The organism is Gilliamella sp. ESL0443 (assembly GCF_019469165.1).
Classification (GTDB): domain Bacteria; phylum Pseudomonadota; class Gammaproteobacteria; order Enterobacterales; family Orbaceae; genus Gilliamella; species Gilliamella apicola_E.
Genome location: NZ_CP048263.1, coordinates 1,959,101 through 1,985,530 on the forward strand (window position 1 = coordinate 1,959,101; position 26,430 = coordinate 1,985,530).

Sequence of the window (26,430 nt, forward strand, 5' to 3'; positions counted from 1 at the left end):
TTTTAGCCTATTTGGCCATTATCCAAATGTTTAACTCGACGTTTTACTTCTTCTTGCTTACCGGCATTAAATGGACGAGCATCAGGACTTCCTAAATAACCACAAACACGGCGAGTAACAGAAACTTTTGACGAATCATGGTTACCACAACTAGGGCAAACAAATCCTTTGCTAGTACATGAAAACTCACCGGTATAACCGCATTCATAACATTCGTCAATCGGGGTATTAGTGCCATAATAAGGTACACGAGTGTAACTGTAATCCCAGACATCCTCTAATGCTTTAACATTATTAATCATGTTAGGATACTCGCCATAACAAATAAATCCGCCACTTGCTACTGCTGGGTAAGGTTTTTCAAACTCGATTTTTTCATATGGGTTAACCTTTTTCTCAACATCGAGGTGGAAACTATTCGTATAATAACCTTTATCTGTTACTCCAGGAATAATACCAAATTCAGCTGTATCTAAACGGCAGAATCGGTCACATAAATTTTCACTTGGTGTACTATATAAGCTAAATCCATAGCCTGTTTCTTTCTTCCATTGGTCAACAGCTTTAGCTAAGTGTTCAACTATTGCTATACCTTTTTTGCGTAAAGTTTCACTGTCAAATGGATGGTTTTGGTTTCCGTATAGTGCATTTAGTGTTTCATGTAGACCTATATAACCTAATGAAATTGACGCACGACCATTTTTAAAGATTTCAGAAACACTATCATCTTCTTTCAATCGAACGCCACACGCCCCTTCCATATATAAAATCGGAGCAACACGTGCTTTTACTCCATCAAGGCGAGCAATACGCGTCATCAATGCTTTTTTACAAAGGTTTAAACGTTTATCTAAAATTTCCCAAAAACGTGCTTCATCACCTTTTGCTTCAATTGCAATACGAGGTAAATTAAGGCTAATTACACCTAAATTGTTACGTCCGTCATGAATTTGTTGTCCGTCTTCTTCATAAACACCTAAAAAGCTTCGGCATCCCATTGGTGTTTTGAATGATCCAGTTACTTCAACAACTTTATCGTAATTTAAAATATCTGGATACATACGTTTACTAGCACACTCTAACGCCAATTGTTTAATATCATAATTAGCATCACCTTGTTTATGGTTAATACCATCTTTAATAGCAAAAACAAGTTTTGGGAATACTGCAGTTTTATGATTTTTTCCTAACCCTTTTATGCGCACTTTTAAAATTGATTCTTGGATAAGTCGTGATTCCCAACTGGTTCCTAAACCAAAACCAAAAGTAACAAAAGGCGTTTGTCCATTTGCAGTATGAAGTGTATTAACTTCATACTCTAAAGATTGAAATGCATCATAACATTCTTTTTGCGTACGGCTTTCTGCATACGCTTCAGGATTTGGAATATCCCACTCTTCTGCAACTTTTTTATGCTTTTGATAACTGATAGTCACAAATTTTGCTAGAATTTCATCAATTCGATTAATGGTTGTACCACCATAAATATGACTAGCGACTTGTGCGATGATTTGAGCTGTTACCGCAGTTGCAGTTGCAATAGATTTTGGTGGCTCAATTTCAGCATTACCCATCTTAAAACCATTTGTTAACATCCCGTCTAAATCAATTAACATACAGTTGAACATTGGGAAAAATGGCGCGTAATCGAGATCATGATAATGAATTTCACCACAATCATGTGCACGAGAAACATCTTTAGGTAACAAATATTGTTTAGCATAATGTCTTGCAACAATACCCGCTAATAGATCTCGTTGAGTTGGAATAACTTTACTATCTTTATTCGCATTTTCGTTCAAAATAGCAACGTTACTTTGTTCTATTAAGCCACGAATATCTTGATTCAAACGGCTACGTTCTTCACGCGCGCGATCACGATCATGTCGGTATTCAATATAAGTTCTTGCCAATTTTTTATAAGGCCCTGACATAAGTTGATTTTCAACAACATTTTGAATTTCATTGATATCAACACTTTCACGATCCATCATTTGGTTGGTCACAACGCGAGCAACGGAGGCACAATAGTCTGGGTCATTAACATTGGCCGCAACAGCTGCTCTTATAATAGCGTCTTTAATACGAACCTCATTAAATGCAGTTTGACAGCCATCACGTTTGATTACTACGGGCATATATACTCCTCAATATTCATTAATAGTTAGCGCTTGGCATGAGTTTTATATCAACCTTAATAGTTGTTGTGGCTATTCAAAACTATTGATTTTTTATTAAAATATGGGTCTTTTGATATAAACTCGGATTTTCACATCGCTTTAGAAAACACTATATGTAGTAAATATTAGTAAATTATACACCATATATTGTGTTTTTCTAGTTTATTTAAAAAATAAATTTGCTTGACAAGGCCAACGCTAATAATTGCAAGTCTTTCGATGATTAATTTGAGAAAAACTTGGGTAGATTGGATATAAAAGATGGATAAATTTTGTATGAGTGCAACTGATTTTGCACTCATACATCGAATACAACAACAAATCTTAATCAGAATTAAGATTCAATATTTAACCAATCAGTATGGAACACACCTTCTTTATCGATACGTTTATAGGTATGAGCACCAAAATAGTCTCTCTGAGCCTGAATTAAATTAGCAGGTAGCACAGCTGAACGATAGCTATCATAATATGCTATTGCTGCCGACAAAGTAGGAACAGGAATACCTTGCGAAACCGCTAGACAAATAACATCACGTAATGATTGTTGATAAGCCTCAACCGTTTTACGAAAATATGGTGCTAACAGTAAGTTATCAATATTGTTATTTTCAGTATAAGCATCGGTAATTTTTTGTAAAAATTGCGCTCTAATAATACATCCTGCTCTAAAAATCTTTGCAATTTCACCATAATTTAATTGCCAATTATAGTGTTCTGATGCAGCTTTTAACTGTGCAAATCCTTGCGCATAAGAGATAATTTTACCCATATAAAGTGCTTTACGTACTTTTTCAATTAAAGTTTGTTTATCTCCTGTAAAAGCTAATTTTTCCGGCCCTTCAAGCACTTTTGATGCCGCTACTCGCTGATCTTTAATCGCTGAAATATAGCGAGCGAATACAGATTCAGTTATCAAAGATAAAGGCTCACCTAAATCTAATGCACTTTGGCTTGTCCATTTTCCGGTACCCTTATTACCAGCAGCATCAAGGATCATATCGACCAAATAATCGCCATTTTCATCTTTATATTTAAAAATGTCCGCTGTTATCTCAGTTAAATAGCTGTCTAATTCGCCTTTATTCCAATCAGCAAACACATCGGCAAGCTCATCATTTGTTAAACCAACAACATGTTTTAGTACACTATAGCTCTCTGCAATTAATTGCATGTCACCATATTCAATTCCATTGTGCGCCATTTTAACGTAATGTCCTGCTCCATCAGGGCCGATATAAGCCACACATGGTTCACCATTCGCTTTAGCCGCTATTTTTTCTAAAATCGGAGCAACTAACTCATATGCCTCTTTTTGACCACCAGGCATAATTGAAGGTCCTTTTAATGCACCTTCTTCACCTCCAGAAACACCAGCTCCTATAAAATTAAAGCCTTCATCGGATAACATTTTATTACGACGAATAGTATCTTCAAAGAAAGCATTACCACCATCAATAATGATATCCCCTTTATCTAATAAAGGTCTCAGCTCATCAATTACGGCATCTGTTCCTTTACCTGCTTGCACCATAATTAATATACGCCGTGGTTTTTCTAATGAGTTAACAAAATCTTCAATACTATAATAAGGAACCAATCGTTTATCAGAATGTTCAGCCATTACTTGTTCTGTCTTATCTTTAGAACGATTATAAATTGATACTGAAAATCCTCGACTTTCGATATTAAGTGCAAGGTTTCGCCCCATAACGGCCATTCCAATAACACCGATTTGCTGTTTAGACATAATTTGGCTCCTTTATTTAATCTCTATAACCTTAACAAGGTTTGGTACTGTTACCTTAACGCTTATTAACAATATAAGTTATATATTGCCATAAAAAAAACCGTATCAATACATAATACGGCTTTTTTTCATTATTTTAATTAAAATGCTTTGGAATTAAGCGAATTATGAACGCTTCATCATTTCAAAAAACTCATCATTAGTTTTTGTCATGGCAAGTTTATCAATTAAGAATTCCATTGCATCAATTTCACCCATTGGGTTGAGGATTTTACGCAAAATCCACATTTTTTGTAGTTCATCAGGTGAAGTCATTAGATCTTCTTTACGCGTACCTGAACGATTAAAGTCAATAGCAGGGAATACACGTCGCTCAGCAATTTTACGTGATAAGTGTACTTCCATATTACCCGTACCTTTGAACTCTTCGTAAATGACTTCATCCATTTTAGAACCAGTATCAATTAAAGCAGTAGCAATAATTGTTAAACTACCGCCCTCTTCTACATTACGTGCCGCACCAAAAAAACGTTTAGGACGATGTAACGCGTTAGCATCAACACCACCAGTCAATACTTTACCTGATGATGGAATAACGGTATTGTACGCACGAGCTAAACGAGTGATTGAGTCTAATAAAATAATGACATCTTTTTTATGTTCAACTAAACGTTTTGCACGCTCAATTACCATTTCAGCGACTTGAACATGTCTTGCTGCTGGTTCGTCAAACGTAGAAGCTACAACTTCACCTTTAACTAAACGTTGCATTTCAGTAACTTCTTCTGGTCGTTCATCAATCATCAATACGACTAATTCACATTCTGGATGGTTTACCGCTAAGCTTTGTGCAATGTTTTGTAATAACATTGTTTTACCCGCTTTTGGCGGAGCAACAATTAAACCACGTTGACCTTTACCAATTGGTGAAGCTAAATCAAGTACTCTTGCGGTAATATCTTCTGTAGAACCATTACCTCGCTCCATACGTAAGCGAGAATTAGGATGTAAAGGAGTTAAATTTTCAAAAAGGATTTTATTGCGAGCGTCTTCAGGTTTATCGTGATTAACTTCATTTACTTTCAATAAAGCAAAATATCTCTCACCTTCTTTCGGCGGTCTAATTTTGCCGGCAATGGTATCACCAGTTCTTAGATTGAATCGTCTAATTTGACTAGGAGAGACATATATATCGTCAGGTCCAGCCAAATAAGAACTATCTGCAGAACGCAAAAATCCAAAGCCGTCTTGCAAAATTTCAAGTACACCATCGCCAAAAATATCTTCACCACTTTTAGCGTGTTGTTTTAATATTGCAAAAATAATATCTTGTTTTCTAAGACGGGCAAGATTCTCAAGCCCCATTTTTTTCTCACCAAGCGCTACAAGCTCGGAAACGGAAGTGTTTTTTAATTCAGTTAAATTCATAGTTTATAAATTCTTGAGGATAAAATTGATATGTTTACAATTACTGCTATTTTTGTATATTTCTTTCATTTACTTATAAAAAATTTTCTTTCTAGCAATATATAAAATTAATTTATTAATCAGCTTTTTCGATGATAATTATGTATTTGGGCATTGAATTTTAACCACTTTATCAAGAAAAACAATGGATTGCTGAAAGGGGTTTATGTAAGAAATTAGCAATTTACACTAAAATTATAGGTATGTCTATACTTAATTACGATTTTTGGGAATAAAAAATAATAAGCGTTATAAAACGCTTATTATTTATATTTTTTCAATTAATTAAAGCTGTGGATCAATAAATGCTTTAAGTTGTGCTTTTGATAACGCACCTACTTGAGTGGCAACAACTTGACCATTTTTAAAAATCAATAGAGTTGGAATACCTCTAATCCCAAATTTTGGGGCAATATTCGGGTTTTGTTCAACATTTAATTTAGCGATAATAATTTTATCAGCATATTCTGGAGCTATTTCTTCCAAAATAGGAGCAACCATTTTACAAGGTCCACACCACTCAGCCCAAAAGTCAACCAATACTGGTTTAGTTGATTCGCTTATTACTTTATCAAATGTAGCTTCAGAAAGTGCAACAATGTTATCACTCATTTAATTATCTCCTAGAAAATTTGTCTAAAAATATATTAGGATATTTTCATTCCTACCGCTAGTAATTATTTTAATAGAACATAATTATTAGTGAAGTTGTTGTATTTAGTATGCTACAATTACCGAATTCTGATAATTATATTCTAAACAATAATGATTCAATCATATCTTACAAAAACAACTTTCAATCAATTTCCCTTACACCCATTAGTCATAAAAGCGTTGGAGAAAAAAGGTTTCGTTTACTGTACCCCAATTCAAGAACAAACATTGCCATTTACAACAAAAGGAATTGACATCGCAGGGCAAGGACAAACTGGAACGGGTAAAACGATTGCGTTTTTGGCATCAACATTTAATCATTTATTGAATAATGATCCATTGCCCGATCATAAATCTAATCAACCAAGAGCTGTCATTATTGCTCCAACACGTGAGTTGGTTGTACAAATATACAATGATGCTCAATCTCTTTCAGAAGAAACAGGTATTAAATTAGGACTAGCTTATGGCGGTGATGGTTATGATAAGCAACTAAAGATGCTTTCTGCTGGTGTTGATGTATTAATTGCAACCACAGGGAGACTCATCGATTATGCAAAACAAGATTATATTAATTTAGGTGCAATCCAAGTTGCAGTTCTAGATGAAGCGGATCGTATGTTTGATTTAGGTTTCATCCGTGATATCCGATGGATATTTAGACATATGACATCGCCACAAAATCGTCTAACCATGTTATTTTCAGCGACGTTAACTCACAATGTTCGTGAATTAGCTTTTGAATACATGAACGAACCACAATATGTTGAAGTTGAGCCTGAACAAAAAATTGGTCACAGAATAAAAGAAGAACTGTTTTTTCCATCAAACGAAGATAAGTTAGCTCTATTACAAACCCTTATTGAAGAAGAGTGGCCTGACCGTAGCATTGTATTTGCTAATACTAAAGTTGCCTGCGAAAAAATCTGGCGTCATTTAGTTGCAGATGGTCATCGAGTAGGACTACTTACTGGTGATATCGCACAAAAAAAACGTTTATCCATTCTTGATAAATTTACCCAAGGTGATCTTGATATTTTAGTAGCAACAGATGTTGCTGCCCGTGGTTTACATATCCCAAATGTAACCCATGTTTTTAACTATGATCTTCCTGATGATTGTGATGATTATAGACATCGAATAGGTCGTACAGGACGCGCCGGTGCCGAAGGTTATTCAATTTCATTAGCTTGTGAACGTTATTCACAAAACTTACCTGCTATTGAAAAAGCCATTGATCACACTATTCCTGTTAGTCAATATGATCCTCAGGCGTTATTAACTAATTTACCAACACCTAAACCATTCAAAAGACCAACTCGTAGAAAACCATCATAATAGAGATTGTTGGTTAATCCCTAATTAGTATCGAATTTAATACCATCATTAAAAACTAAGTTTAATGATGGTATTTTCCTATAAAAAGTAATTGATTAAATCAAATCTTGTTTTGTATTCAAGAAATTTTGATAAGCTAATTCAATTTCTTCTTTAGTTTCGGATGATAATGTTCCTACATGTCGATCATGTAGGGCTCCATATAAACCAAACAGAACATTAATTGACAGTTTTGGATTTTTACTTTTTATTCGATAAAAAGTTTCCAAATAACCGACTTCTTTAAATGTTTCTATATCGGTAATATCAGAGCTTACCATCAATTTTTCCAAAGAAACCGTCATGTTGGGTAAAGATTTTAAACGACTCTGGTATTTAGCTACTTTTTCGTCTAGATCTTGTTTTGCATATTCAATGACCATTTTCACTATATCATGCAATTTTTTTCGATCTTGGCGTAACGCATCACTTGCTTTATAGTAATCAAGCAATTTATGTGATCCATCAAATACCAGATCAAGTGGTTGCATACCGAGTTCAACAAACATTGAACGATATTTATCATGAGCTCTCAAATAAACATCATTTTGATCGACCCAAGCAAACATAACTGATTCACTATTAAGACTAAATCCTCCAAAAAATGACCTTAATGAAATGTCTTCAATGCAAGAAAACTCCTGTTTAATATTCACTGCTAATGTTTTAAGCATATAAATTCCCTTTTCACTTACCTTTTCAAATAACTTTAACTAATATGTTTATGCTAAACTATATTAATTTGATTAATATTAAAACAACTAATTAACATTAATTAATAAATATGGGATCTGTCTTCCATAAATGAATATTTGTTTGATTTGTACTTGATTAATTAAATTTTTTTTGCTCTAAAAATATTTGAAGGCCTTTTTGGTGGTTAAATATTTGTCAAATCTTAATATTTCTTAAAAAAAGAAAAAACGGTTTAACATTGTTATTCTGTTGTAATAATTATACAATCAAAGACAATTAACTAAATGGTATCTATTTTTGTCAATTTCAATCAACATGCTCAAAAACGTTATAGTCTCACTTTTTATGTTTTGTTCATTTGCCGTATCAGCAGATAAAATACCGCTGATTGAAGAATTGACATCCTGTAACCCTGACTTTTTTAATCATGTCTATCAGCATAGAGAAGAATTAAAAAATCATACTAATGTTGAAATTTTTAATCATAATCAAGCTTATATTCCAGTTGAAAACCGCACAGACACGAACAACAACTTCATTTATTTCAAAACGCCAATTCAATATAAAAACTTAAAACTTATCGGTTATTATGATAGTGCGATGGATTTGAAAAAGATGGGGAAATATTATTTCTGGGGATTCATCATTGATAATGATATGAATGAGATACGTGAAAGTTTGGATTTTTTAGAGTGGAAAAATATGGAAGATAATCTTCTGTATATTGCCAATCCAAGAATTCGAAATATTACTGACGATATCCAGGTTTGGCATAAAAACACAGGGACAGTAGTTGGAGTAAAAACAATACCAGCTCCAAATACTACCGAAAAGTTATTACTGCTTGAAAAAGGTGATAATATGCAACTCCTTATTTGTTCGATTCAAGGCGTTGTCACCAATAATCTACTTAGGCAAGAACGTCCCGATATTCAAATCAATAAAGTTAAATAGCTGACTCATCCATTTCACCAGTACGTATACGAATTACTTGCTCAACGTTATAAACAAATATCTTTCCATCACCAATTTTACCTGTTTGAGCAGTTTTCATGATAGTCTCAATACATGTTTCTAAAATATCGTCAGCGACAACAAGTTCTATTTTTACTTTTGGTAAAAAATCAACCATATATTCAGCACCACGATAAAGCTCAGTATGCCCTTTTTGGCGACCAAAACCTTTCACTTCAGTAACGGTCATCCCCGTAATTCCTTGATCAGCAAGAGCTTCTCGAATATCATCTAGTTTAAAAGGTTTAATAATTGCTTCAATTTTTTTCATATTTTTTTGCCCTTAATTCGAGATTACCAATTCTTAAATCCAAAAGCAGAAGTAATTGGATATCGTCTACCTTTACCAAAATTACGAGTCGTAATTTTAGGACCTACTGCTGATTGACGTCTTTTATATTCGTTAATATCAACTAATTTAATCACTCGCCTTACAGTTGTTTCATCATAACCTTGCGCAACTAGTTGTTCAACGGAAAAATCGTGTTCAACATAGCCTTTTAATATCCCATCTAAAATATCATATGGAGGCAAACTATCTTCATCTTTTTGATCTGGTGCAAGTTCAGCTGAAGGTGGGCGTGTAATGACTCGTTCAGGAATGACAGGCGATCTACTATTTCGATATTTAGATAACGCAAATACCATGGTTTTAGGTACATCTTTAAGTACATCAAAACCACCAGCCATATCACCATAAAGTGTTGCATAACCAACCGACATTTCACTTTTATTGCCTGTCGTTAAGACTAATCTACGACGTTTATTTGAAAGCGCCATTAAAATTACACCGCGGCAACGCGCTTGTAGATTTTCTTCAGTTGTATCTTTTTGTGTACCCATAAACATCGGCGTTAAAGAAGACATAAATACATCAAACATCGGTTCAATTGAAATAATATCAAATTCAACACCCAATATTTCAGCCTCTTCTTTTGCATCAGCAATACTAATATCTGCCGTATATCTGAACGGCATCATAACCGCTTGTACTTTATCTTTACCTAAAGCATCAACTGCAATTGCCAATGTTAAAGCGGAATCAATTCCACCAGATAATCCTAATACTGCACCTTGAAAACCATTTTTAGTAATATAATCGCGAGTCGCTAAAACTAATGCATCATAAACATTTGCTAATGGATCACTTTTAGAATCAACGACTGGTTTATAATTATGTCCAAAATGAAAAATAGAAATTTGTTCTTCAAAAAAGTTGAGCTGATGAACGATATTGCCTTTATCATCACATACAAATGAGCCACCATCAAAAATAAGCTCATCTTGACCACCAATTTGATTCACATAAATAATCGGTAAGCCGGTTCTTAAAGCATGTTGTTTTATAAGTTCTTCGCGATTTTTCTGTTTTTCATAAGCATAAGGTGAAGCATTAATAGAAATAACCAGATCCGCACCCTGATCGCTAATTCGATCAATAGGCTCACATTGCCAAAGATCTTCACAAATTAATAAACCAATTTTTTTACCTTTAAAATTGACAATACATGTTTGCTCACCAGCACTAAAATAACGTTTTTCATCAAATACATCGTAATTAGGTAACTGCTGTTTATGGTAACAGGCTATTTGTTGTCCTTCAGAAAACAATGATAACGCATTATAAACCACTCCATCTTGCCAATGAGGATGACCAACAATAACACTACATTGTTGACTAGCTTGCTTGATAGTCAATAAAGCTTGTTGACAACGAATTTTAAAATCATCGCGATAAATTAAATCTTCTGGAGGATAACCACAAATTGCAAGCTCAGATAAAATAATTAGATCATTAGAGGAATAGTTTTTTATCAATTCAATGATTTGCTGAGTATTACCTTCAATATCACCTACACGCCAATTTTTTTGTGCTAACACGAAAGATAAAGTCATATAAATTCAACATTACAGAAAAAAATTGCCAATAAGTTTAAATGATTCTAAGTTGCGCTGCCACTTTTTTATCGTTAACATTAAAGATTAAATTGGCATGAACTTATCTGGAAATAATTATGCAAAAGATCCTAAATGTTGCGTTAGATAATCGCAGTTATCCTATCACTATTGGTGAAAACTTACTTAGTCAATTTGAATATTTCAAACTACATAGTGGCCAGAGAGTCCTCATTGCTACAAATGACACTATTGCTCCAATTTATTTACAGCAATTAATTAAAATGCTTGAAGATCATGGGGTCAAAACTGATTTCATTATTGTTCCTGATGGCGAGCAATACAAAACTATGGAAACTTGGAATAAAATCTTGACTGCTTTACTGGCCAACAATCATACTCGCAGTAGCATACTTATTGCACTTGGTGGTGGCGTTATTGGAGATGTGGCAGGTTTTGCAGCTTCCGCATATCAACGTGGCATAAAATTTATACAGGTTCCTACTACTTTATTATCTCAAGTAGATTCTTCCGTTGGTGGTAAAACTGCAATTAATCACCCTCTAGGTAAAAATATGATTGGTGCATTTTATCAGCCGCAATCAGTCGTAATTGATATTAATTGTTTAAAAACTTTACCACAAAGAGAACTTTCAGCAGGTCTAGCTGAAGTGATTAAATATGGCATTATAATGGATTGTGAGTTTTTTAATTGGCTAGAATTACATATAGATGATTTACTTAATTTAGATGTCGATGCATTAAGTTACTGTATTTATCGATGTTGTGAATTGAAAGCTCAGGTTGTCGCTGCTGATGAAACAGAACAAGATATGCGCGCTATATTAAATCTTGGCCACACCTACGGTCATGCAATTGAAGCTGAACTTGGCTATGGGAATTGGTTACATGGTGAAGCAGTTAGTGTTGGAATGCTAATGGCAGCTCAAACAGCTAAGTTACTTGGCAAATTTACTGATGAAGATTTTGATCGGATTAAAAAGTTATTAATTAAGGCTAAATTGCCAGTAAAAAGACCTACACAGATGCCAAATGAATCTTATATTCCTCACATGTTACGAGATAAGAAAGTACAATTTGGGCAAATTAGATTAGTTTTACCGACTAAAATAGGTTCTGTTGAAGTCATTGATGTTATTGATAAACAATTAATATTAAAAGCAATATCTTCTATCTAAATCTTATTTATCCTCATTGATATACGAGTACTTGTAATTTATCCAAGTATTCGTACACATTTGTTTCCACTCATTTGAATTAAACCCTTAAAATGTAAATAAATGTTTACGAATTAATATTGTATTTTATCTAACAATAAGTAAAATTTTAATTTACTATTTCGTAATTTTGTGTTTACATATTAAGTGTTTATGTAATCAATATTTTACATATAAAAAATATGCATGATTTTAACAAGGAAAATAAAATGTTAAAAGACACACTAAATAACGTTCGAATTAGAGATGAGCACATGTTAATTACACCAGAAGAAATTAAGAATCTTTATCCATTATCATCAGAATTAGAAAATCAAATTGCTTCATCTCGTCAAACTATTGTTAATATTTTAGAACGTCGTGACCATCGATTACTTATTGTTTGTGGTCCTTGTTCTATTCACGATACTGAAGCCGCAATTGAATATGCACATAAACTAAAAAAACTATCTGATGAAGTTAAAGATAACTTATTTATCGTTATGCGTGTTTATTTTGAAAAACCAAGAACTACTGTTGGTTGGAAAGGCATGATCAATGACCCACATATGGATAGTTCCTTCGATATTGAACATGGTTTAAAAAAAGCGCGTAAATTACTTCTTGATATCACTAAAATCGGGTTACCAATTGCAACTGAAGCATTAGATCCAAATACACCTCAATACATCGGTGATTTAATTAGCTGGTCAGCTATTGGTGCAAGAACCACTGAATCACAAACTCACCGAGAAATGGCGTCAGGATTATCCATGCCAGTTGGCTTTAAAAATGGTACAGATGGTAGTTTAGATGTGGCGATTAATGCAATGAAATCAGCCTCAATGGCACATCGATTTGTAGGTATTAATCAACAAGGGCAAGTTACGGTATTACAAACTTTAGGTAATCCACATGGTCACGTGATCCTAAGAGGAGGAAAAACACCTAACTTTGATGCCGAAAATGTTGCATTATGTGAAGTTCAAATGAACAAGGCTAAATTAGTGCCTAATTTAATGATAGATTGTAGTCACGCCAACTCAAATAAAGATTACCGTAATCAACCAATTGTTGTTGACTCAATTATTGAGCAAATTAAGCAAGGTAACAATTCAATTATTGGTGTCATGATCGAAAGTAATTTATTTGAAGGAAATCAATCATCTGAACAACCAAAAGAAAACTTTAAGTATGGTGTATCAGTTACTGATGCTTGCATCAATTTTGAAACAACTGAGCAATTATTGCGAAAAATGAACAATGACTTAGCAGAGCCTCTAAATTATAGGCAAAAGTAACCGATTAAAGTTTATATTATTTTTATGAAACTAAATCGCCGACAGAAGTCGACGATTTTTTTATCCAAGTTGCTTACGTGCATTTCGGAAAATTCGCATCCAAGGACTATCTTCGCCCCAATTATCAGGATGCCATGAATTGGTTACAGTCCTAAAAACTCGCTCTGGATGTGGCATCATTATAGTTGATCGACCATCACTTGACGTTACAGCTGTAATACCATTTGGTGATCCATTCGGATTTGCAGGGTACTGCTCTGTCGCTTTTCCTAAATGGTCAATATACCTGACTGCCACTAAACCTGAAGTCTCTAAACGAGTTAAATGATCTAAATCTCTAGTTTCAACTTGACCTTCACCATGAGAAACTGCAATAGGCATATGCGAACCAGCCATATCAGTAAAGAGTAATGAAGGACTTGATTGGATTTTGACCAAACTAAAGCGTGCCTCAAAGCGTTCCGATACGTTTCGTACAAAACGAGGCCATAACTCAGCACCTGGTATTAGATCTTTGAGATTTGACATCATTTGGCAGCCATTACATACACCTAATGACAAAGTATCATTACGATGGAAGAATTGCTCAAACTCATGGCGAACTTGTTCATTAAATAAAATAGACTTAGCCCATCCTTCGCCTGCACCTAATACATCTCCGTAAGAGAAACCACCACAAGCAACGATGGTATTAAATTGATTCAATGTCACTTGCCCAGATAATAAATCCGTCATATGGACATCAATTGATTCAAATCCAGCTCGAGCAAATGCAGCAGCCATTTCAACATGCGAGTTGACACCCTGTTCACGTAAAATTGCAACTTTAGGCTTCACACCTTTGGCTATATATGGTGCAACAATATCTTGTTCTGAATCAAAAGTAAGGTGAACATTTAATCCCGGATCGTCATCATTTTGTTTGGCTTGATGCTCCTGATCAGCACATGCTGGATTATCTCGCAAACGCTGCATTTGCCAAGTGGTTTCTGCCCACCAAATTCTCATGGTTAATCGAGATTCGCTATATACCACAGCACTGTTATTACGCACAATAAATTGCTGTCCGGCCTTAGCTGAGCCTAATTTATAAATCGCATGGGACAGTCCAAAATGCTTAAAGCATGTCATGACTTCGTCTAAATCACTACCACGAATTTGAATAACTGCCCCTAGCTCCTCATTAAATAACGAGGCAATCACATCACTACCGAGAGAATGAATATCAACATCAATACCGCAATGCCCTGCAAATGCCATTTCAGCCAAAGTAACCAATAACCCACCATCTGAGCGATCATGATAAGCCAGTAGATTATTTTGAGCGACTAGCGTTTGTATCGCTTGATAAAAATCAGCTAATTCTTTAGCGTCATGAACATCAGCAGTTCTTTGTCCAAGATGGCGATAAACCTGCGCCAATGCCGTTGCACCTAAAGCATGGTGACCTTTAGAGAGATCAACAAACAACAATAGATTATCCTGATCGGTGCGAAGTTGTGGCGTAACCGTTTTACGTACATCTTCAACTCGAGCAAATGCCGAAATCACTAATGATAAAGGTGAAGTTACCGTTTTTTGTTCACCTTTTTGTTGCCATGTTGTTTTCATTGACATGGAATCTTTACCAACCGGAATAGCCAGACCCAACGTTGGGCATAGTTCTTCACCAATAGCTTTAACTGCTTGATAAAGACCAGCATCCTCACCCGGATGACCTGCGGCTGCCATCCAGTTAGCCGAAAGCTTAATTCGCTTAATGTCGCCAATGTTTGTCGCCGCAATATTGGTAATTGCTTCACCAACAGCTAATCGTGCTGATGCAGCATAGTTAAGCAAAGCAACAGGGGAGCGTTCACCCATTGACATAGCTTCACCATAATAACTATCTAAACTTGCTGTTGTCACTGCACAATCGGCAACAGGTACTTGCCAAGGTCCAACCATCTGATCACGAGCAACCATGCCAGTTACCGAACGGTCACCAATAGTAATTAAAAAGGTTTTTTCGGCTACAACCGGCAAATGCAGAACTCGTTTCACTGCATCATATAAATTGATATCAGATGTAGAAAAATGGTCACCTTCGGCTTGGCTTGACTTTACATCACGTAACATTTTAGGGGTTTTACCAAGTAAAACATCTAAAGGTAAATCTATCGGATTATTATTAAAATGCTCATCATGTAAAACTACTGCTTTATTTATTGTAGCTTCCCCGATAACCGCATAGGGTGCGCGTTCACGTTTACAAAGTTCATCAAATAACTCAAGGCTTTCCGGATGAATAGCCAATACATAACGCTCTTGTGATTCATTACACCAAATTTCTAAAGGCGACATCCCCGGCTCATCACTTAATATTTTGCGCAATTCAAACTGACCACCACAGCCACCATCACTAACAAGTTCAGGCATAGCATTAGACAAGCCTCCCGCGCCTACATCATGGATAAATAAAATAGGATTTTTATCGCCAAGTTGCCAGCAACGGTCGATGACCTCTTGGCAACGACGTTCCATTTCAGGATTATCACGTTGAACCGAGGCAAAATCGAGATCCGCATCCGATTGCCCAGAAGTCATTGAGGACGCAGCACCACCACCTAAACCAATATTCATAGCTGGTCCGCCTAAAACAATTAGTTTGGAACCAATAGGAAATTCACCTTTCTGGATATGTTCTCGACGGATATTTCCCATACCACCAGCTAACATAATTGGTTTATGATAACCTCTGACCTCTTCGCCATTAAAGCTGTTTACTTTTTCTTCATAAGTACGAAAATAACCTAACAATGCTGGACGACCAAATTCATTATTAAATGCAGCGCCACCTAAAGGTCCATCCATCATAATATCGAAGGCGCTCACTATTCGATCCGGTTTACCAAAATCTTGTTCCCAAGGTTGCTCAAAATTAGGAATTCGTAAATTTGAAACGGAAAAACCAACTAAACCTGCTTTGGGTTTGGCGCCTTTTCCAGTCGCACCTTCATCCCGAATCTCACCACCACTACCAGTTGCTGCTCCTGGCCAAGGAGATATTGCAGTTGGGTGATTATGCGTTTCAACCTTCATGAGAATATCTGCATATTCCTGATGAAAATCGTAAGTTCGATTTTCATAATCAGCAAAAAAACGCCCCACTTTTGAGCCATCCATTACCGCTGCATTATCTTTATAAGCGGATGACACATAATCTGGCGTATTTTCAAAGGTGTTTTTTATCATTTTAAACAATGATTTTGGTTGTTTTATACCATCAATCACCCAATCAGCATTGAATATCTTATGGCGACAATGTTCAGAATTCGCTTGACCGAACATATAAAGTTCAATATCTGTAGGATTACGGTTTAATTTTTGGAAACTTTCAACTAAATAGTCAATTTCATCCGGCGCTAAAGCTAAACCTAATTTTACATTAGCCTCTTCTAAAGCATTGCGCCCTTTTCCTAATAAATCAACAATGGTTACTGGTTTGGGCTGTTCAGTCTTAAATAATTGCTGAGCTTGCTCAAAGCTACTTAATACCGTTTCCATCATTCGGTCATGAATTAATGAAAGAAAAGTATTTTGTTGTATTGCCGTTAAGGATGAACTAACTTGTACATAATAAGCAATTCCACGCTCTATTCGATGTATTTGTGATAGTCCACAATTATGTGCTATATCGGTGGCTTTAGATGACCATGGTGAAATAGTGCCTTCGCGTGGGGTAACTAAAAAGAGTATTTTATTTGCTGGATTTTCTATCTTTATCTGCGCACTTTTAGGACCATATTGTAACAGCTTATCCAAGGTTAAACTCTGTTCGGAAGTCAGTTCATCAATCAGATCGATAAAGTGAATATATTGAGCTTCGATATTGACAATGGGGATAGATCGTTCACGACATGAGGATAGAATTTTATTAATACGAAATGTCGATAGAGCAGAAGAACCAGCTAAAATTTTCATGCTAAGTACTCTTTTTAAGCAAAAAAAGGGAAAAAATAGAACAACATTATAAAAGTAAGTAGCTAAAAAGGCTATCTTAAAAATCATTATATGATTTAATAAAAAAGTTGAGGAACGGGGTTTTTGAAAGCTTATTGATTAATCTTTAATGTCATCAACAATGATATGTTAAATAAAAAATAGTTGATTTATTGAATAATTATTGATTTACTACAACTCACAAAAAAATATATATATTATCAACTTTTAAAAATATTGAAGTAGTAAGTATTTTTTAGTATAAGGAAAGTGGAGTGGAATTCATTTTTTATTTCCTCATTATTGCGCTGTTTATTGCGGTATTTGTCAATTTTGCTAATTTGAAGGAACAAATTACGGTCTTACAGACCCAGATAACAGAATTACATAAAAATCTTTTATCTCTTACACAGCAACTTTATCAATCAGATAAAACATATGTAGAAGAAGAAAGCAATACAACAAAAGTAACTGAAGAATTAGTAACAGATAATCCTCATGAAATTAAGGATGAAGCTATCCAAACAGAGATTGAACAAAAAACTGACATGGTTCAATCAACACAAAACATACCTAATGAAGAAATAACAGAAAACAATGTAGAATCATTAACTTCAGAAATAATACAGCCATTAAAGCCTTTTCTTCACCAAAAAGAGACATTCTCAAGTTTGGTGCTTAATGAGAAAAATGAACTCGTTTTAGTTGATACTACGCTGCAATCAGATTCAACAACAGCCGATGAAAATGCCTTGTGTGTTGAACATGATCAGCCAGAAGTCAAAACACAACCAATCACAGAACAATATCAACAAATTGATAACCAACTAGAGATTTCACAACCTAAATACGATCCTTTTGAATCATACCATAAACGTTCTCGTAATAATGAACCAAGCATTGGTTATGCATTGTTTAATTGGTTAATTAGAGTCAATATTATCACTAAAATTGCTATTATAATTCTATTTTTGGGACTGTCTTATCTATTCAAATACGGCATTGAACATCATCATCATTATCTTAAACCTGAAATTAGAGTTTTAGGCTCACTGATTTTAGGTATTGGTTTATTGGCTATCGGCTGGAAATTGCGCCTTAAACGCCAGATTTACGCGCTTATTTTACAAGGTGGGGCTATTGCAATTTTATATCTGACTATTTTTGCTGCCTTCAAGTTATATGACTTAGTCCCTGCTTTAATCACCTTTGCCGTTTTAGTTGTGATTTGTTCTACCAGCATTATATTTGCCATCTTGCAAAGAGCAATGAGCTTGGCAATCATTGCCTGTGTTGGTGGTTACCTAACACCAATTTTACTATCCGATGGTTCCGGTAATCATATTGCGTTATTTAGTTATTATTTAATGATTTCAACAGCAATTTTGGTAATCAGTATTACGCAATCTTGGAGAATTCTTAATCTATTGGGATTTATATTTACTTTTGTTGTATCGCTAGTTTGGGGAATAAAAAGTTTTACGCCAGAATTCTATACTGAATGCCAAATCTTCATTCTTATCAATTTAGTAATTTACGGTGTTTTAGCGGTATTGTTATCAATCCGAAGCATCAATAATCAAGAAAAAAACCAGAATACTATTGATTTGCTATTACTGTTTGGTGCTCCCTTATGCGGATTCGGATTGCAATATGCTATTACCCAACAATGGGAATTTGGCCCAGCATTTTCATCGCTTGGTTTTGGATTATTCTATCTTGTCGGTGCCTATATTATTCTCCATTTATGGAAATCATTAGCTAAAACAATATCGTTATATTGGCTGGCTATTGGTGTTTCATTTATTACATTATCAATTCCGCTTGCTCTTAGCGCCAATTGGACAGCTTCATTGTGGATGTTTGAAGGAACGGCTATTACATGGATTATGTTCTCACAAAAACACTACCGTACTGCTTTATTTGGTACATTAATCATGTTGTTAGGTATTATTTCTTCACTAATATCTTTGGAGCACAATCAATTAACGCCAATCCTGTACTCTTCACTTTTAGGAACTACTAGTATTACTTTATTTGTTAATGCTTGTTTATGGCACCACTATGGACAAAAAAATGACATCACAAGATTAATCAAATTATCTTGCGTATCTATGTCTGTTGTTATATGGATGTTTTGGATTTTATTAAGTATTCCGTTATTCTTAAATCAAATCAGTTTAGAAACATCATTAATTGTATTATGTTTTACTGTTTCGTTTTGGTTATGGTACTTCATTGGTAAAAAGATTAATTGGAATATTATTTGCCATGGAATGATATTACTTTGGGTTGTGTTAGCAACATGTTTGCTAAGAAGTGAAGCTCTCTCATGTTATTATTTATCTAACTATGTCTATTTCAGTTTAGCTTGGATTATAGCCTTCATCAGTGGTTATGCTTATCTATATAAATTACAGACAAACCAAATAAATTGTAACACTGACATAAAGCATCTATTTATTTTATTACATATTTGTTTATTTTGGCTAATATTGCTTTGGCTGGCCCGCGAAATACTACATATATTTAATGAATTGCCTTGGGGGTATGAGGTAATAAAATGGAGTCTTTGGGCTACTATTGCAAGTGGAATCACTTTGCTATTTTATATTCTTATTAAACGCCAATATATTACTTCATTTTCATTAATAAAAAGTTATTGGTTAGTCGGTTTGCTACCACTTGTCGGTTACATGGTATACTATTTGATTATGGGTATTGGTATGAATGGGCAAATTATCTATTGGCCTTATATCCCAATTATTAACCCGCTTGAAGAAAGTGCAATTTTTAGTTTAATCATGCTCTGCGTATGGTTAAAACTGTCTATGGGTTATTTGCAAATTGAAAATAAAACAACCAATTTTACTAACTTTAAAATACCGCTACCTAATTTGATTGTAGTCTTGTTAATGACATTAACATTCCTTTGGTTTAACAGTATTGTTTTACGTTGCCTGAGTCAAGCATTTGATATCATCTGGAGTTCATATATCTTATGGCACAATAATATTGTTCAAATGACCGCATCACTCCTTTGGATGTTAACCGCCGTCATTTTGATTATGATTGGACACAGAGCTTCACTCCGAAAAATATGGTTTACTGGCCAATTAATTCAAATCATTGTTGTTATTAAGCTGATTTTTGTCGATATTCGAGAAATAGATGGTTTATTGAGAGCTTTTGCGTTTATTGGTGTAGCGTTGTTAATGTTATTAATTGGTTATTTAGCACCTTTACCGCCAAAACAGAATGATGAAAGCTTGGTCGAAAATGAATAACAATCAATATAAAAAACAATTTAAAATATTAAGCGAATATTTCGCAAATTCAGGAAGAACAGAATTAGATTATTTACAACAGAAATAAGTACGAATTGCTGAATAGTATTTCAACTAATGGATAAAAAGTTATGAAAAAAATCTTATTAAGCTCGCTTTTGCTAATAAGTGGATTAAGTCATGCAGCTGATCAAACAAATCAATATGCCTATGGCGCTATGATAGAACTTAATGACAGTGGCAGTATGTATAACCGAATTGAGCTAACCCGTGATATATATACTCAAGCATTATCTAGCACATTAGATGATGTTCGAGTTTTCAATCAAAAAGGCCAACCAGTCCCATTTGCATTAGTCAATGTATATCAGGAAAATGAGGAAAATAAAACTTTTCCAGTTACCGTTTATACGTTAAACAACAATCTTCAAACGGATGAAAATGATAATGAAGATGGGCAAGAAGAAAAAAATCAATCTCTAGTTGGTCAATACAATATCAATATTAATAATAAGAATGTAAAAATTAATTTTGATAGCACCAATAAATCAGATGGGTATCAGGCAACATACTTGTTGGAAATTCCTAATGAGATTAAACTTGGCCAACCATTTAGTCGTTTATCTATCGATTTCGATAAAACACAAAATTGGAGGGCAACTGCAAACCTTCTTTATAGTAGCGATTTAAAAAGATGGCAAACTGCGATTGATAATGTTCCAATAATGTCTTTGACGGATAATAACAATAATCAATCATTAAATGTTAATACTATTGATTTACCTTCGGGTATGAATTTCAAATCTACCTATTGGATTTTACAATTAAAATCAGACAAGCAAATAGTGCCGAATATTAGAGGCGTAGAATTCACATCGAGAAAAGCAACACCAATAAGAGCACTTTATCCGATCAAATTAAATTTAATTTCAGCTGATGAACAAGAGGCAATTTATGAATTACCTACATCACTACCGATTAAAGAGCTTACTGTTAAACTTCCAAATGAGCGTACAATCTTACCTGCAAGTATCTTTTATAAAACCCATGATAATGATAAAACATGGCACAAACTTGATGATTTTATTTTTCGAAGCATAAGTGACGCCAATCAAAGCCAAACAATCAATATTAATAATTCAACTTTAAATATTAAACAATTAAAAATTAAAGCAATTAATGCGTCTTTAGATCAAGCACCCTATGTTACTGCTCATTTATACCGGATGAGTATTATCTTTAACAGTGCTAATAATGGACCTTTTATTCTCGCTTGGGGGGCGGCAAATGCTAAACCGGCATCTTTAAGTGAAAAAGCTTTACTGTCTGATACAATATCTGCACAAGATGTGCCTATGGCCCATTTAGGCGATAAAATAAAACTAGGCAACAAAAATGTATTATCTCAAACCGATGATAATTCAAGCAAATCATCTTATTTATCTAAATGGTTAATTTGGATCATTTTAATAGCAGGTGCAGTATTTTTAATGCTTTTAGCTATAAAATTACTAAAAGAAGTAAAAAAGGTAGAATAACATCGCACCAGAGATGACAATAAAAACGCCAACTAAAGTTGGCGTTTTTATTCTATGATTAAGCTTCTCTATGATTAAGCTTCGTTCCAGCTATCTCTTAAACCTACGGTTCGATTAAAGACTAATTTATCTTCTGTCGCATACTTACTATCAAGACAGAAATAACCTTCACGTTCAAATTGATAAGCTTGTTCGGCTTTGGCTTTTTGCAAACTAGGCTCAACAAATCCTTGTTTAATAATTAAAGAATTTGGATTGATAGTTGATAAGAAATCCTCAGCGCTACCAGGATTTGGGGTACTAAATAAACGATCATAAAGACGAATTTCAGCAGGTTTACCATACTTGGCAGATACCCAATGAATGACACCTTTAACTTTACGTCCATCTTCAGGATTTTTATTTAATGTTGCCGGATCGTAACTACAATAAATAGTTTGTATATTACCTTCTGCGTCCTTTTCAACACGATCAGCGCGTATCACATAAGCATTACGCAGACGGACTTCTTTCCCTAATACTAAACGCTTATAATTTTTATTAGCTTCTTCTCTGAAATCAGCTCGATCAATATAAATCTCGCGTGTAAATGTTACTTCGCGATGACCGAGTTCTGGCCTGTTAGGATGATTTGGCATACTTAAGACTTCATCAAGTGTTTCTGAAAAGTTTTCAATTACCACTTTAACCGGATCAAGTACCGCCATTGCTCGTGGTGCATTTTCGTTGAGATCTTCTCGAATACAGAATTCAAGTGTACTCATTTCAACGGTATTTTCTTGTTTAGTTACCCCGATTCGACGACAAAATTCACGAATTGAAGCTGGGGTATAACCTCGACGGCGTAAACCTGAAACGGTTGGCATACGAGGATCATTCCAACCATCAACAATTTCTTCGGCAACCAATTGTGTTAATTTACGTTTTGAGGTAATTGCATACTCTAGATTTAATCTAGAAAACTCATACTGATGAGGACGAGCTTCAATAGTAATATTATCTAAAACCCAGTCATATAAACGACGGTTATCTTGGAACTCAAGCGTACAAAGTGAATGGGTTATATTTTCAATAGCATCCGAAATACAGTGAGTAAAATCATACATCGGATAGATACACCATTTATTACCAGTTTGGTGATGCTCGGCAAATTTAATACGGTATAAAACTGGATCACGCATAACAATAAAAGGTGAAGCCATGTCGATTTTCGCTCTTAAGCAAGCTTTACCTTCAGCAAATTTACCCTCTTTCATTTGGATAAATAATGCTAAATTTTCCTCTATACTTCGATCACGATAAGGGCTATTTTTACCTGGTTGTGTTAAGGTGCCTCGATACTCTCGAATTTCTTCAGGAGATAGTTCATCTACATAAGCTAATCCTTTATTGATAAGTTCTATGGCATATTCATATAAACGGTCAAAATAGTCAGATGAATAGCAAATCTCACCATCCCATTCGAATCCTAACCAGCGGACATCTTCTTTAATTGATTCAACATATTCAATATCTTCTTTGGCTGGATTGGTATCATCAAACCGTAAATTACATTTACCGTGATAATCTTGGGCAATACCGAAGTTTAAACAGATAGATTTTGCATGACCAATATGTAAATAGCCATTAGGTTCTGGCGGAAAACGAGTATGCGTTGTTTTATATTTTCCCGCAGCAAGATCCGCATCAATAATTTGACGAATAAAGTTATTTGGACGAGTTTCGTTCTCTGTCGGTAAATCACCGCTCATAAAAAACCTCTGATTATATATGTTTACTCATAACCAATTTAGAAATGAGATTTATCACTTTTATCACTTCGACCGACGAATATAGCAAATTTTTTGTCTTTTCGAAACGTTAAAACAAGAGATTTCAGTTACCTGAAAAAAATAATTACCCTCAAACGGATAACACTCCTAAATAATTTTAACAATTATTTTAATTTTAACTTCAGTTATTCCTCACCTGATTTTATCGAAACGACAAATCGTGCACCACCTAGTGGGCTAGTAACCACGAATGCTTTACCGTCATGAAATTCTGCCATTAATTTTACATAAGCTAAGCCTAACCCATATCCACCAGTTGATCGTGTACGACTGGTGTCAAGGCGAGCAAAAGGCATAAAAATTTTTTCTCGAGAATCGAAAGGAATGCCTACACCATCATCATCAATTTCCAAAATAACTCGGTTATCTTGTTTGGTTATATTTAATACTGCTTTATGGGCTGCATATTTAAACGCATTAAGTAGCAGATTTTTGACAATAGTTTCTGCCAAATTGATATCAATTTTAGCTTTAGCATCTTGGCTATGGCAAATGAGCTCAAAGCCCTTAGGTTTAAATAGTGCTAATGACTGACAAACTTTTTCACCCCATTGTTTTAACGATACAGTAGTAAAGTTTAATTCAATATTACTTTGCTGCATTTTAAAATAATTCAAACTAGCATTAATGAGGGTTTCAAGTTCATCTATATCATCACTCATTCCTTTTTGTAAATCAGATCTTTCTACTTCGTCTGTAGATTCTTCAAGCATACTTAACTCAAATCGCATTCGTGCAAGAGGGGTTCGTAGTTCATGTGCCATCGCATGTGAAATTGTTTGGTTAGTGCTGACAAGATGCTCAATGTGAGTCCCCATATTATTTAAAACATTGGCTAATGGTTTGAATAACCAACCTTTCACATTTTCCGTTCGAGCCTTCAAATTGCCCTGTCCAAGTTGTTCTGCGGTTTGACGTATGTTGACCAGATCTTTCCATACAGCACTAAACGCGAAATAGATTAATATAAAAAAGATTATGGCACTAAATAATGCCCAAATAATAAGGAAAACGCTCAACGACATGGTATTTGATTCTAATATATCTCGCATTAAAATCGGCCCCAATTGTAATAAATGACCATCATTGAGATTGATATAGACAACTTCGTCATCACCATCATAAGCAAAATCAAGTTTTTCAATTTCTTTTTTTACAGAATGAGATAATTCTGTATTTGCAGGTAATACTTTGATTGGATAACCAAAATATGGTTGTAACTCGTCAACTACTGCTTGCAGTGGACGCTGTTTATTTTCATCAATGTGTTTGCGAATTAAGTTGACTGTTCCTCGTTGTGATTCACGAAAAACGATATGATCATCTGGCATATCAGTTAATGATGAAGGTAGTGAATCAAACACTAATAATGCACCATAGGCGATAATACATTGCAATGAAAGTAAAATAACTAGATAAAAGACGATGCGGCGGTTAAAAAATAGCGGTTTAGCTAATAACTGTCTCAATGGTTTTCCCCTTCGCGCATGAATAAATACCCCTTTCCTCGAACCGTTTTAATTCTTGAAGGATTATCAGGATCATCAAGGAGTTTACGTCTTAACCGAGAAATTCGGGCATCAATTGAACGATCGCTACCGTCAAAATCAATCCCTCTAACTTGGGAAAATATATCGTCTCGAGATAGAATCTTACCTGCGTTATTAGCTAACAACCAGAGTAAGTCAAATTCGGCAGTCGTTAAATCTATTTCATGCCCGTCTAATAACACTTTACGATTTTCACCATCAATCACTAAATTTTCAAAGGCTAAAGTATTATTGTTAAATAAAGCAATTTGCTCTTTTAGGCCTTCTGTTTCATTTTGTTTTCGGCGTAGCAATGCTCGAATCCGAGCTAGTAATAATCGTGGTTCAACCGGTTTAGCTAAATAATCATCAGCGCCTAACTCTAATCCCACGATTTCATCAATATTATCTTCGCTAGCCGTCATTATAAGAATATAGTTACTGAACCATGAACGTATATCTCGACAGATATCAAATCCAGTTTTTTCAGGTAACATTACATCTAAAATAACCAAATCAGGGTTGATTTGTTGTATTTTTTCTTCTGCTCCTTCACCACTATTATGCCAATCGACCCTATATCCTTGACGGATTAGGTAGACTTGTATTAAATTGGCTAATCTTTCATCATCTTCGATAATTAATATGCGTTCACTCATTTCTGATTCTCTTTACCGTAAAGTGGACTTCGAGATGCTTCATTATACAGGC

Annotated in this window: 17 protein-coding genes; 6 read left to right on the forward strand and 11 right to left on the reverse strand. The window is 34.6% G+C overall.

Translation table 11 applies throughout. From position 1 onward, the window contains the following. Nucleotides 1-2 precede the first annotated feature (2 nt). From nrdD to trxA, 4 genes are all read right to left on the reverse strand, one after another. Nucleotides 3-2,138 carry an anaerobic ribonucleoside-triphosphate reductase gene (gene nrdD, locus GYM76_RS08875; RefSeq protein ID WP_220225249.1) on the reverse strand — a complete coding sequence of 712 codons (2,136 nt, stop codon included), beginning with the start codon at nucleotides 2,136-2,138 and terminating at the stop codon, nucleotides 3-5. A 376-nt stretch (nucleotides 2,139-2,514) separates the two neighbouring features. Next, nucleotides 2,515-3,930 carry an NADP-dependent phosphogluconate dehydrogenase gene (gndA, locus tag GYM76_RS08880; RefSeq protein ID WP_220225250.1) on the reverse strand — a complete coding sequence of 472 codons (1,416 nt, stop codon included), beginning with the start codon at nucleotides 3,928-3,930 and terminating at the stop codon, nucleotides 2,515-2,517. A 165-nt stretch (nucleotides 3,931-4,095) separates the two neighbouring features. Beyond that, nucleotides 4,096-5,358 (reverse strand): transcription termination factor Rho, encoded by a 1,263-nt coding sequence (gene rho / locus GYM76_RS08885; protein ID WP_034883026.1) that lies wholly within the window; start codon nucleotides 5,356-5,358, stop codon nucleotides 4,096-4,098. A gap of 324 nt (nucleotides 5,359-5,682) precedes the next feature. Then, the gene (gene trxA, locus GYM76_RS08890) at nucleotides 5,683-6,009 is read right to left on the reverse strand and encodes a thioredoxin TrxA (RefSeq protein WP_065734920.1); all 327 of its coding nucleotides are present in this window, start codon (nucleotides 6,007-6,009) and stop codon (nucleotides 5,683-5,685) included. Nucleotides 6,010-6,162: 153 nt separating this feature from the next. Between trxA and rhlB the strand changes: the two genes are divergently transcribed. Then, entirely contained in the window at nucleotides 6,163-7,389 is a 1,227-nt protein-coding gene (gene rhlB, locus GYM76_RS08895) for an ATP-dependent RNA helicase RhlB (RefSeq protein WP_220225251.1), read from the forward strand. 95 nt (nucleotides 7,390-7,484) lie between these two features. Here rhlB and GYM76_RS08900 read toward each other — a convergent pair whose 3' ends face one another. Next, nucleotides 7,485-8,102 (reverse strand): TfoX/Sxy family protein, encoded by a 618-nt coding sequence (locus tag GYM76_RS08900; RefSeq protein WP_220225252.1) that lies wholly within the window; start codon nucleotides 8,100-8,102, stop codon nucleotides 7,485-7,487. 367 nt (nucleotides 8,103-8,469) lie between these two features. Between GYM76_RS08900 and GYM76_RS08905 the strand changes: the two genes are divergently transcribed. Then, a complete protein-coding gene (locus GYM76_RS08905) occupies nucleotides 8,470-9,078 on the forward strand; it encodes a hypothetical protein (RefSeq protein WP_220225253.1) in 609 nt (202 codons plus the stop codon). On the opposite strand, the gene glnB is transcribed toward GYM76_RS08905, so the two are convergent. Together glnB and GYM76_RS08915 are read right to left on the reverse strand one after the other, a co-directional pair. After that, nucleotides 9,071-9,409 (reverse strand): nitrogen regulatory protein P-II, encoded by a 339-nt coding sequence (gene glnB / locus GYM76_RS08910; protein WP_034883030.1) that lies wholly within the window; start codon nucleotides 9,407-9,409, stop codon nucleotides 9,071-9,073. The two genes, GYM76_RS08905 and glnB, sit on opposite strands and share 8 nt — an antisense overlap. A gap of 23 nt (nucleotides 9,410-9,432) precedes the next feature. Then, on the reverse strand, nucleotides 9,433-11,040 hold the full coding sequence (locus GYM76_RS08915) for an NAD+ synthase (RefSeq protein WP_370632631.1): 1,608 nt from the start codon (nucleotides 11,038-11,040) through the stop codon (nucleotides 9,433-9,435). 113 nt (nucleotides 11,041-11,153) lie between these two features. Here GYM76_RS08915 and aroB point away from each other — a divergent pair, with 113 nt between their 5' ends. Both aroB and GYM76_RS08925 read left to right on the forward strand, forming a co-directional pair. Further along, nucleotides 11,154-12,233: a 3-dehydroquinate synthase gene (aroB, locus tag GYM76_RS08920; RefSeq protein ID WP_220225255.1), complete on the forward strand. Its 1,080-nt coding sequence runs from the start codon at nucleotides 11,154-11,156 to the stop codon at nucleotides 12,231-12,233. 248 nt (nucleotides 12,234-12,481) lie between these two features. Next, nucleotides 12,482-13,552 (forward strand): 3-deoxy-7-phosphoheptulonate synthase, encoded by a 1,071-nt coding sequence (locus GYM76_RS08925; RefSeq protein WP_220225256.1) that lies wholly within the window; start codon nucleotides 12,482-12,484, stop codon nucleotides 13,550-13,552. Nucleotides 13,553-13,612: 60 nt separating this feature from the next. On the opposite strand, the gene purL is transcribed toward GYM76_RS08925, so the two are convergent. Then, nucleotides 13,613-17,515, reverse strand: a complete 3,903-nt coding sequence (purL, locus tag GYM76_RS08930; RefSeq protein ID WP_220225257.1) for a phosphoribosylformylglycinamidine synthase — start codon at nucleotides 17,513-17,515, stop codon at nucleotides 13,613-13,615. Between the two features lie 293 nt (nucleotides 17,516-17,808). Here purL and GYM76_RS08935 point away from each other — a divergent pair, with 293 nt between their 5' ends. Together GYM76_RS08935 and GYM76_RS08940 are read left to right on the forward strand one after the other, a co-directional pair. After that, nucleotides 17,809-20,820, forward strand: coding sequence for a DUF2339 domain-containing protein (locus tag GYM76_RS08935; protein ID WP_220225258.1), 3,012 nt, complete (start codon nucleotides 17,809-17,811; stop codon nucleotides 20,818-20,820). A 131-nt stretch (nucleotides 20,821-20,951) separates the two neighbouring features. Then, the gene (locus GYM76_RS08940) at nucleotides 20,952-22,358 is read left to right on the forward strand and encodes a DUF3999 family protein (RefSeq protein ID WP_220225259.1); all 1,407 of its coding nucleotides are present in this window, start codon (nucleotides 20,952-20,954) and stop codon (nucleotides 22,356-22,358) included. 74 nt (nucleotides 22,359-22,432) lie between these two features. On the opposite strand, the gene glnS is transcribed toward GYM76_RS08940, so the two are convergent. The 3 genes from glnS to GYM76_RS08955 form a co-directional block, all read right to left on the reverse strand. Next, nucleotides 22,433-24,109: a glutamine--tRNA ligase gene (gene glnS / locus GYM76_RS08945; RefSeq protein WP_220225260.1), complete on the reverse strand. Its 1,677-nt coding sequence runs from the start codon at nucleotides 24,107-24,109 to the stop codon at nucleotides 22,433-22,435. Between the two features lie 206 nt (nucleotides 24,110-24,315). Next, nucleotides 24,316-25,659, reverse strand: a complete 1,344-nt coding sequence (locus GYM76_RS08950; RefSeq protein WP_220225261.1) for an ATP-binding protein — start codon at nucleotides 25,657-25,659, stop codon at nucleotides 24,316-24,318. Then, nucleotides 25,656-26,378, reverse strand: coding sequence for a winged helix-turn-helix domain-containing protein (locus GYM76_RS08955; RefSeq protein ID WP_220225262.1), 723 nt, complete (start codon nucleotides 26,376-26,378; stop codon nucleotides 25,656-25,658). Before GYM76_RS08955 ends, GYM76_RS08950 begins: the two co-directional genes overlap by 4 nt. Nucleotides 26,379-26,430: the final 52 nt, after the last annotated feature.

What these genes read in the sequence shown, in the direction of transcription:
- nrdD (WP_220225249.1), bottom strand. Translation starts at nt 2,138, where the DNA reads ATGCCCGTAGTAATCAAACGTGATGGCTGTCAAACTGCATTTAATGAG.
- gndA (WP_220225250.1), bottom strand. Translation starts at nt 3,930, where the DNA reads ATGTCTAAACAGCAAATCGGTGTTATTGGAATGGCCGTTATGGGGCGA.
- rho (WP_034883026.1), bottom strand. Translation starts at nt 5,358, where the DNA reads ATGAATTTAACTGAATTAAAAAACACTTCCGTTTCCGAGCTTGTAGCG.
- trxA (WP_065734920.1), bottom strand. Translation starts at nt 6,009, where the DNA reads ATGAGTGATAACATTGTTGCACTTTCTGAAGCTACATTTGATAAAGTA.
- rhlB (WP_220225251.1), top strand. Translation starts at nt 6,163, where the DNA reads ATGATTCAATCATATCTTACAAAAACAACTTTCAATCAATTTCCCTTA.
- GYM76_RS08900 (WP_220225252.1), bottom strand. Translation starts at nt 8,102, where the DNA reads ATGCTTAAAACATTAGCAGTGAATATTAAACAGGAGTTTTCTTGCATT.
- GYM76_RS08905 (WP_220225253.1), top strand. Translation starts at nt 8,470, where the DNA reads ATGTTTTGTTCATTTGCCGTATCAGCAGATAAAATACCGCTGATTGAA.
- glnB (WP_034883030.1), bottom strand. Translation starts at nt 9,409, where the DNA reads ATGAAAAAAATTGAAGCAATTATTAAACCTTTTAAACTAGATGATATT.
- aroB (WP_220225255.1), top strand. Translation starts at nt 11,154, where the DNA reads ATGCAAAAGATCCTAAATGTTGCGTTAGATAATCGCAGTTATCCTATC.
- GYM76_RS08925 (WP_220225256.1), top strand. Translation starts at nt 12,482, where the DNA reads ATGTTAAAAGACACACTAAATAACGTTCGAATTAGAGATGAGCACATG.
- purL (WP_220225257.1), bottom strand. Translation starts at nt 17,515, where the DNA reads ATGAAAATTTTAGCTGGTTCTTCTGCTCTATCGACATTTCGTATTAAT.
- GYM76_RS08940 (WP_220225259.1), top strand. Translation starts at nt 20,952, where the DNA reads ATGAAAAAAATCTTATTAAGCTCGCTTTTGCTAATAAGTGGATTAAGT.
- glnS (WP_220225260.1), bottom strand. Translation starts at nt 24,109, where the DNA reads ATGAGCGGTGATTTACCGACAGAGAACGAAACTCGTCCAAATAACTTT.
- GYM76_RS08955 (WP_220225262.1), bottom strand. Translation starts at nt 26,378, where the DNA reads ATGAGTGAACGCATATTAATTATCGAAGATGATGAAAGATTAGCCAAT.